Origin of the sequence: Caldisericum sp. (assembly GCA_022759145.1) — a bacterium.
Taxonomy (GTDB): domain Bacteria; phylum Caldisericota; class Caldisericia; order Caldisericales; family Caldisericaceae; genus Caldisericum.
Window position 1 is genome coordinate 1 of sequence record JAEMPV010000074.1, and the last position, 9405, is coordinate 9405.

General features: G+C 37.3%; 9 protein-coding genes. 1 reads left to right on the plus strand and 8 read right to left on the minus strand.

The window, feature by feature from the left end; translation table 11 throughout:
• The 8 genes from JHC30_05310 to JHC30_05345 form a co-directional block, all read right to left on the minus strand.
• A partial coding sequence (locus JHC30_05310; protein ID MCI4463571.1) for a TRAP transporter large permease subunit occupies positions 1–1084 on the minus strand: 1084 nt, incomplete at its 3' end.
• Complete coding sequence (locus tag JHC30_05315) at positions 1081–1557, minus strand: TRAP transporter small permease (GenBank protein MCI4463572.1); 477 nt, start codon at positions 1555–1557, stop codon at positions 1081–1083. The genes JHC30_05310 and JHC30_05315, both read right to left, overlap by 4 nt.
• 55 nt (positions 1558–1612) lie before the next feature.
• Positions 1613–3073 (minus strand): DctP family TRAP transporter solute-binding subunit, encoded by a 1461-nt coding sequence (locus JHC30_05320; protein ID MCI4463573.1) that lies wholly within the window; start codon positions 3071–3073, stop codon positions 1613–1615.
• Between the two features lie 20 nt (positions 3074–3093).
• Positions 3094–4200 carry a 2-oxo acid dehydrogenase subunit E2 gene (locus JHC30_05325; protein MCI4463574.1) on the minus strand — a complete coding sequence of 369 codons (1107 nt, stop codon included), beginning with the start codon at positions 4198–4200 and terminating at the stop codon, positions 3094–3096.
• Complete coding sequence (locus JHC30_05330) at positions 4200–5168, minus strand: alpha-ketoacid dehydrogenase subunit beta (GenBank protein MCI4463575.1); 969 nt, start codon at positions 5166–5168, stop codon at positions 4200–4202. The genes JHC30_05325 and JHC30_05330 overlap by 1 nt, the downstream gene beginning before the upstream one ends.
• A gap of 9 nt (positions 5169–5177) precedes the next feature.
• A complete protein-coding gene (locus tag JHC30_05335; protein ID MCI4463576.1) occupies positions 5178–6158 on the minus strand; it encodes a thiamine pyrophosphate-dependent dehydrogenase E1 component subunit alpha in 981 nt (326 codons plus the stop codon).
• Positions 6159–6183: 25 nt separating this feature from the next.
• Positions 6184–6606 (minus strand): DUF296 domain-containing protein, encoded by a 423-nt coding sequence (locus JHC30_05340; protein ID MCI4463577.1) that lies wholly within the window; start codon positions 6604–6606, stop codon positions 6184–6186.
• 129 nt (positions 6607–6735) lie between these two features.
• Positions 6736–8538, minus strand: coding sequence for a sigma 54-interacting transcriptional regulator (locus JHC30_05345; protein ID MCI4463578.1), 1803 nt, complete (start codon positions 8536–8538; stop codon positions 6736–6738).
• Positions 8539–8601: 63 nt separating this feature from the next.
• Here JHC30_05345 and JHC30_05350 point away from each other — a divergent pair.
• Positions 8602–9405: NAD(+)/NADH kinase (locus JHC30_05350; GenBank protein ID MCI4463579.1), on the plus strand; the 804-nt coding region annotated here is incomplete at its 3' end.

Consider the following 9405-nt stretch of genomic DNA (forward strand, 5'->3'; position numbering starts at 1 on the left):
CCATAACACCAAAGAACAGTGGATCAATCTTGAATGCTGTAAGAACAGGAAGGAATATTGGCATAATGACATAAAGAATTGAAATCGCATCCAGGAAAAAGCCAGCTATAAACAAGACTAAATCAACAAGAAGCAAAAATGCAATGGGACTTTTTGAAACAGAAACAACAAAATTACCTGCCGCATCGATAATACCAAGATTTGACTCAACAATTGAGAAAATACCAGCGAAAGTTACAACAAACATTACAACTGCAGATGTAACTGCAGTTCCTATAAGTGAATCTATAATCTCTTTCTTACTAAGGCTCTTATAGACAAAAATGCCTACAAAAAGGCTGTAGAAAACAGATATAACAGCAGATTCTGTTGGTGTTGCAATACCTGCATAAATTGACCCAAGGATAATTACTGGGGCAAGTATTGCCCAGATTGCTTCCTTAAATGCATTCCATATTTCCTTTGCACTACCTCTTTCTTGAATTCCATGGTAATTTCGTTTTCTTGAGATTACATATGTTATGATGACAAAGAAACCCATCATAACAAGACCCGGGATTACTCCACCTAAAAACAAAGCGCCAATCGAAACGCCAGTTATATTTCCATAAACAATGAATGCAATGCTCGGCGGGATGATAATTGCAAGACCACTTGCAGCAGCAACAACGGATGCAGCGAATGTATCAGGATAACCTTGTTCAATCATGGAAGGAATAAATATAAGACCAATTGCAGCAGCAGTTGCAGGTCCAGAGCCTGATATTGCACCCCAAAACGCAGCGGTTACAACTGCAGCAATTGCAAGACCGCCCCTTGCTTTTCCTACAAGGATTGTAATAAAATGAGAGATCTTCTTTGCAAGACCACCTTTTGCAAGTAACTCTCCTTCAAGCACAAAAAATGGAATTGCAACAAGAGGAAACTTTGAAATTCCTGCTATGAAGTTTTTAGATATCATTGTTGCGCCAAGGTCATACTTAAGGATACCAAATAAACCAGCCGCACCAATAGCAGTTCCAATTGGAGCGCCAATTATTATAAGAAGTATAAAAATACCAAAAAGGAGAAGCGCTGCACTCATTTTACACCCCCCGTAAGTAAAGTCTTCACATTTTTTATTGTTGAAACAATTACGTTCTTAAAAACAAAAATAGAGAAAATGGGGGTTCCAATTGTATAAATCCATACAGGAATATTTAGTGCCTCGCTTCTAGAATGGTATAGTGTCATGTCTCTAATGACATCTTTTATTGCATAAAAGTCTACCATTGCAAAAATGAAAATTGCAAGAACACCTGAAATAATTATAGCAACTGCCTTTAAACTCTTAGGAAACTTATCAAAAACGGTATTCATTCCAAGATGAGATCCTCTTTCAAAAGCAATTGCAATACCAATTACCGTAAGCCAAACAAATAGGTTTACCGTAATCTCTTCAGTTGCTGCAAAAGAAATGTGGAAAATGTACCTGCTAAGAACATTTATAAAGTCTATAATTGCCATTATGCTCAAAATTACTATTGCAAGTATTTCTTCTAATTTTAACTTCCTCATTTTACCTCCTCAAACAAAAGGGGATGCCCTTATAAGAACACCCCCATTCAAGATGCTATTTCCCCATATCTTTCAAGGCTGCGTTATAAATATCTCTTCCTATAATTGGAATCCACTTATCATAAACAGATTGCGTTGCGTTAATAAATTCCTGTCTTTCCTCAGGCGTTAAGTCAATAATTTGCATGCCCTTGCTTCTTACATATCCAACCATATCGAGAATTTGTGGAGTTTCGCCAAATTTGTTCTTCAATATGTTTATCGATGTAAATCCATCAAGTCCTCTTCTTACCATAGCCTTTTCCCACTCTGCTGCTTCAAGTGCACTATCCTTTATTGCTTTTTGGATATATGGTGGGAATTTGTCCCAAGTCTGTTTGCTTACACCAAGTATAAGAGGATCAATTACATAGTTCCAGTTTGTAAGATATTTGTGATACTGCCATATTTGAACTGGTATCAATACCCCATACGGGTTTTCCTGACCATCTACTGCCCCTTGCTGGAAGGCTGTTACTGCATCGCCCCAGTTCATAGAAACTGCATCTGCACCGAGTGTCTTGAAGATATCGATAAATATGGGTGAACCCACAACTCTAAACTTAAGACCCTTCATATCAGAAGGTGTCCTTATGGGTCTCTTACTATTAGTTAATTCCCTAAAACCATTTTCTCCCCAGGCAAGGTGAATAACATCCATTTTCTCCATCTGGTCTATAATCATCTTACCTGCAGTCCCATTTTCTATTTTATCGACATTTTCATAAGTGTTTATAAAGAACGGCAAAGAGAACAGGTTAAGTGACTGGACAACACCTGATGCGTTAATTGTTGAATCCATTACAAAGTCGATGCTTCCTTCAGATACAGCCTGGAACCAGTTTGTCTGTTTCCCTGCAAGAAGAGAGCTTCCAAAATACGGCTTTATGTTTATAAGGCCGTTTGTTCTTTCTTTTACAAGGTCTGCCCACTTTTGAGCACCCTTACCCCAATCAAATGCAGGACCAACATTTACCTGCATTGTGTATTCAGCTTTAGGCTTAAAGGTAATCTTTGGAGGAACAGTTGAGGCTGTAACCGTAACAGTCTTAGTATTTGCATCCCAATCGACCTTCGCACCAAGAGTCTCTGTAACAAATCTTACCGGGACAAGAGTTCTGCCACTAACAATTTTTGGAGGAACATCAAGCATATTAATTACATCATTTACAACTGCCTTATTTGACCCAATAGTAAGTTTTAGGTTAATGTCTCCGAAAACATAACCTACTTCCTTCTTCGTTGCATCCCAGGAGATTGTTGCACCAATAGATTCTCCAATAAATCTGAACGGCACAAGAGTCCTGCCATTGTCAATAATAGGAGGAGAGTCAAGGGTTACTTTCTTTCCATTTACAAAGGCGTCTTTACTTCCGACAGTCATTTTAATTACAACTTCATTTGCTGCCAAGGCTCTCGTTGAAAAGAACCCCAGAACCATGGCAACCACTAACAACACTGCAACTAATTTCTTCATACTTTACCTCCTTTGATAAATTATATTTTTAATACTTCTTTTAATAAACTACCTTTTTCAATCACTTCGGCAAGGCGACCCAAGAACCTTGCAGCAAGTGCTCCATCGATTACCCTGTGGTCGTAAGAAAGGCTAAAATAAGCAACACTTCTAATTTTTATTTCTCCTTCAAAAACTAATGGCATCTCTTCAATTCTTCCTATCCCAAGGATTGCAACCTCGTTTCCATTCAAAACAGGAGTAAAGAAATCTGTTCTCAGCATTCCAAGATTTGTAATTGTAAAAGTAGAATTTGAAAGATCATCCACGCTTAATGACTTGCTTTTTACTTTTTCCTTTATTTGGTTAAGAGTATCTTTAATCTCTAAAAGTGACTTATTATAGGAATCTTTTATAACGGGGACAATAAGACCATCGCCTGTATCAAAAGCAACACCAACATTTACATCGTCAAACTCTTCAATAACAGAGCCGTCAAAATGAGCATTAAACCGAGGGAACTCTTTTAAAACGGACGAAACTATCTTAACAAAAAAGGCAGTTAATGTAATTTCGGGAAGTTCTTTCTTTAAATTAACTATTTCTGTTACATCAACTTTAGTAACATTAGTAACAAGAACAGAATCCCTGTAAGACTTAACGAGATTATCGATGATTCTTTTCCTTAATGGGTCTAAAGGTATTTTTCTTGATTTAGGTCCTTCATTCTTACTTTGCGTTTCAATGTAAGCAAGAACATCGCTTTCGGTAATTCTTCCATTTGGCCCTGTCCCTTTTATCTTTGATAGATCTATACCATATTCCTTTGCAAGTCTTTTTGCAGCAGGTGATGCAAGTATTAAGGTTTCTTCTGTCTTGGGTTCTTCTTTTGTAGCTCCTTCTTCTTTGCCAACTTCTTCTCCAATAAGTGCAATAACTTCACCAACTTTTGCACTTTCTCCTTCCTGAACTTTTATTTCAACAAGTATGCCTTCATAAGGAGACTCAAGTGCGTTAATGATTTTTTCAGATTCAACTTCTACAAGAGGTTCTCCTTTTTTCACAAAATCACCAACTTTTTTAAACCACTTTGTTACTGTTCCTTCCTCCATTGAAAGCCCAAATTTGGGCATTCTTACCTCAAACATCACAGCACACTCCTTACCGCTTCAATTACGCTTTTTCTATCAGGCACTACAAAGTCCTGCAGAGGCGGAGAGAAAGGAATATGAACATTTTTTGCACCTACCCTTCTTATAGGTGCATCAAGATAGTCGAATAATTCTTCCTGAATAGTTGCGGCAATTTCTGCGCCCCATCCTGCTCTCCTCCATGTTTCATGGGCAATTACAACTTTGTGAGTCTTTTTAACAGACTTGAATACAGTTTCCTTATCCCATGGAACAAGCGTTCTTAAGTCAACAACCTCAACACTTATGCCTTCTTTTGAAAGTTCTTCTGCTGCGGCAAGCGATTCGTGGACCATCCTTGAAGTTGCAATAACAGTCACATCACGCCCTTCTCTTTTCACATCTGCAACCCCAAAAGGTATATAGTATTCCTCTTCTGGAACAGGACCTTTTTTGGCATATAGCATTTTGTGTTCAAAACAGATGACAGGGTCGTCTGACTTAAGAGCAGTCTTGAATAGCCCTTTCATATCATAAGGCGTTGAAGGAATGATTACTTTTATACCCGGGATATGCATAAAGATCGTTTCGATTGATTCTGAGTGTTGTGCGGCAGCCGATTTAGAAATGCCATCAGGACCTCTCAAAATTAGATGAAGTTTCCCCTGTCCTCCTGTCATATACTTAAATTTCATAATCTGATTTGCAATTGCAGCCATACCAGTAAATAGGAAATCTGCAAAATGAAATTCCGCAACAGGCCTCATTCCTGCAAGTGCTGCACCGAGCGCTGAACCAAAAATTACCTCTTCAGAAATTGGGGTGTCAATTATTCTATCCTGATATTTTCCAAGAATTGGCTTATAAGCACCAAAAATACCACCTTGTTTTGCAATGTCTTCTCCATAAGTAAAAATGGTTGGGTCTCTTGACATTTCCTCTAAGATTGCTTCTCCAAGAGCCTCTGAAAATGTTATCTCTCTCATATATCCTCCTTAGTAAAGACAATTGGTGCTATCTTCAAATAAGTCTTCAAGAGCCTCTTCTGGTGCAGGATATTCATCTTCTTCTGCAAATTTGACAGCATCTTCTACTTCTGCCCGTGCCTCTTTCCATATTTCTTCCTTTGCCTTGTCATTTAAAAATCCACCTTCGAAAAGGGTTTTTTCAAATCTTCCTATAGGCTCATTTGTCCATTTCATTTCAACTTCTTCTTTTGTTCTGTAGAGTTGCGGATCTCCTACAAAATGCCCTTTTATCCTATAGGTCTTTGCTTCAATAAGAGTTGGTCCTCCGCCATTTCTCGCTCTTTCAACAGCTTCCTTTACTGTCTCATAAACTGCAAGAACATCGTTTCCATCTATTGTAACGCCAGGAATGTTATAGCCTACGGCTCTGTCAGCAATGTTTTCAACGGATGTTGTTTCCTGAACTCTTTCAGTTGAAGCAAACTGGTTATTCTCGTTCAAGAAAATAACAGGAAGTTTGAAAACTGATGCCCAGTTCAAAGACTCGTGGAAAGAACCTCTATTCGATGCACCGTCTCCGAAAAATGAGACAACAACATTGTCCTTCTTCTGCAACTTAATTGCCATCCCGGCACCTACTGCAATGGGAAGACCACCACCAACTTCTCCATTTGCTCCAAGCACGCCTATTGACACATCTGCAATGTGCATTGAGCCACCTTTACCCTTGCAATAGCCATGCTTTTTACCATAGAGTTCTGCCATCATTCGCCGCATCGAAGCACCTTTTGCAATCATGTGACCGTGCCCACGGTGAGTTGAAGTTATATAATCCTCAACACGCAAGTTTGCCATAGCGCCAACTGCAATAGCTTCTTCTCCAATGTAGAGATGAATAAACCCTGGTAGTTTTCCCTGCAGGAATAATTCTTCTGCTTTTAGCTCAAAGGTCCTTATTCGGACCATGTCTTTGTAGAGCTTCAATAACAAATCTTTTGATAACTCCATCTTACCTCCTTTCAAAGATATAAAATTAAAAATCAATTAAAAACAAGCCATCCTTTAAAACTCTTTTTAATGGATAACTACTCGTTAACAATGCCATTTCAACAAATGTAAATACCTCGAAATCAAAAAGATGACCACCAACGACATTACCATTAGGATCACCAAGGTAAACATGAAAATGAAGAGGTAACTTTTCATCCTTAATAATGAAACCACTAAGACCAAGTAGTTCAAGAGGTTCTTCAAAGATTGCTTTTTGGTACTCGACTTTATTGTCTTTATAAAAACCATAGCCAATTTGGGCATTCTTAACCATTCCAAGAGCAGTTATTACTACGCCAACATTCTCCATAACAGAACTGTGTAAAACTTCTTTCATACAACCTACAAATCCTTCGCCACGATCAATCACAACAAATAGAATATCGTCTTCTCTTTTTAACCTCATTTCGCTCCTCACCATATAAATGCAAAAATCGTGCCAAACTGAGAAAATTAAGGAAAATAAATAAAAACACAAATGATATTGTTAAAATTTTTGACAATGTTGTGTAAAATGATGTAATATTATTTTACACTACGGGATTTGAATACTATATTTTCTTATCAAACTGTAAAGGGTTGGACGTGAAACGCCTAACCTTCTTGCAGTTTCCGAAATGTTATAATTTGTTTCTAAAAGAACATGCTCTATGTATTGCTTTCTTAAAGCCTCAAAAGATTGAGCAGAAGATACATAACCTTCATCTTCATTTTTAAATAATTCTTGCGGTAAATTTGATCGTGTTAGTATTGGCATATTTGCGGTGACTATCGCTCGCTCAATAATATTCTGAAGTTCCCGGACATTTCCAGGAAATCGATACTGAAGTAGTGGTTCGATAAAACTTCTATCATAACCTTTAATTTCTTTTCCAAGGCTTTTTGACAGCCTTTCAATAAAATGCCCAACGAGGACTTCTATATCTTCAGGCCGATCTCGTAATGGTGGAATACTTATCTGAATTACATTGAGCCTATAGAAGAGGTCCCTTCTAAAAAGACCTTTTTCTACAAGTTCTTCAAGATTCTTGTTGGTTGCGGCAATTACTCGCACATCTACCTTTACTGACTTTGTACCACCAACTCTTGTGATTACTTTATCCTCAAGCGCTCTAAGAATCTTGGGCTGAAGAGAAAGCGGCAAATCTCCAACCTCATCTAGGAATAGAGTCCCACCGTTTGCAAGTTCAAATTTTCCAGGCCGTCCTTTTTTGTCGGCATCAGTAAAAGAACCGCCAACATACCCGAAAAACTCACTTTCTGCAAGTTCCTGGGGTATTGCAGAACAATTAATTGCAACGAAAGGACCTTTGGATCTTGAAGATGCAAAATGAATTGCCTGTGCAAACATTTCCTTCCCTGTGCCTGTTTCCCCTGTTATGAGAACCGAAGCGTTCGAATGAGCAGCAATATTTGCTATTCTTATTGCCTCAAGTAGTTTTTGGCTTTTGCCTTTTATGTCATCAAAAGTAAAACGTGCTTCTGCACCTATAAAAGAGGTAACAAATTTTCTAACTTTATCAATTTCTCTAAAGAAGTCAACAACACCTGCAAAATTACCATCATTATCCTTTAACACAACTGCCGTCTTAATAAAATGTAGCGTTCCTCTTGATGGGCTTTCAATAATAAATTCTCTATCAACATATCCCTGGTGTGTCCTGAAAACCTCAAGTATAACAGGAGTGAAATCAACAATCTCTGTTACATTCCTTCCAATTGCTTCTTCACGATTAATTCTTAGAATTGAAGCGCCAGTTGAATTTATATAAACCACATTTGCATATTTATCGAGAATAAGAACTCCATCCTTGTAACCCTCCGCAAAAACCTTGATAAATTCTTTAGAAAGATTGATTTCTTTTATTGCCCTCTCAAGAAGAACTTGCTTTGAAATATTGTTCGCCATAAGTTTTGCAAGTTCAAGTATAAATTTGGGATAATGTACACTTCGAGTAGAAATGCTTAGAACACCCACAAGACCGTCCTCTTCAAAAATTGGAACAGCGCAACAAGACCAATCATAGAACATAGGATGAGTATGTTCACTTCCTTTTATTTCAACCGGTCTTAACTCATTAATTGCCGTTCTTATCGCGGTTTTCCCAAGTTCCTCATTAAATATCATTCCTTCAAATATAACAGGGTCTTTTTCATTGCCAACAGAATATATCACTACTCCATCTTTATCGATAAAGGAAACAGTAATAGGTGTTTCTTTTGAGAAATGCGAAAAAACTTCTTTTAAGACACTGATATAGTCTGAATAAAGTTCCTTTCTTCTTTCAAGATCTTCTTTTGAAACTGTAAAAAATTTTTCCTTTATCCTGCCTTCCATAAAAAAATTTTACAACAAAATACACTTTTTGCAAAATAGTAAATTTTTCTTTATAATTTCACTATGAGAAAGATTGCAATTGTTGCGAACCCACAATCAGGAAAAGATATAAGAAGGATAACATCAAAAGCATCAGTCTTCAGTAATGAAGAAAAAGTTAACATTGTTGAAAGGATGCTTTCCATCTTTAACTTTTTTGGAGTTGACGAAATTTATTTTTTAAGAGATTCGTTTGGCATTGTGGAAAGAGCCTCAAAAAAATTCAAACTAACAAAATGTAAATTAATTCCCATACCTATTGCATATACATTCGAAGAAAGCGATACTGAAAATAGCGCAAGATTTTTGAACGGACTTGTTGATATAGCAATTGTTGTAGGGGGAGATGGAACAAGCAGAGCATTTGTAAAAGGACTGAACTTAGAAAACCCAATACCTGTTCTTCCCCTATCAACAGGAACAAATAATGCATTTCCTATAATGATGGAATCCACAACAGCAGCGCTTGCTGTAATCTCCTATCTTTTGTTAAAAGTTAAATGCAATGACTTGCTCAAAAGAGAAAAAATACTCGAGATTCAATACAATAATAAGCTGGACTTTGCTCTTGTTGATGCAGTATTTTCTAAAGAGCAATTTATTGCATCAAAAGCAATCTTACATCCAGAAGATATCATCGCAGTTTTTACAACAACTTCCCAATTAAAAAATATTGGACTTTCGACGATACCTGCACCACTTTACCCATCAAAAAGAATAGACCCTTTTGGTTCCTTTGCAATTTTGGGAGAAGGAAAAAGCGCTTTTGTTCCAATTGCACCAGGGAAAATAGAAGAAATCCACATAAAAGAGGCTGGGTTTTTAGAA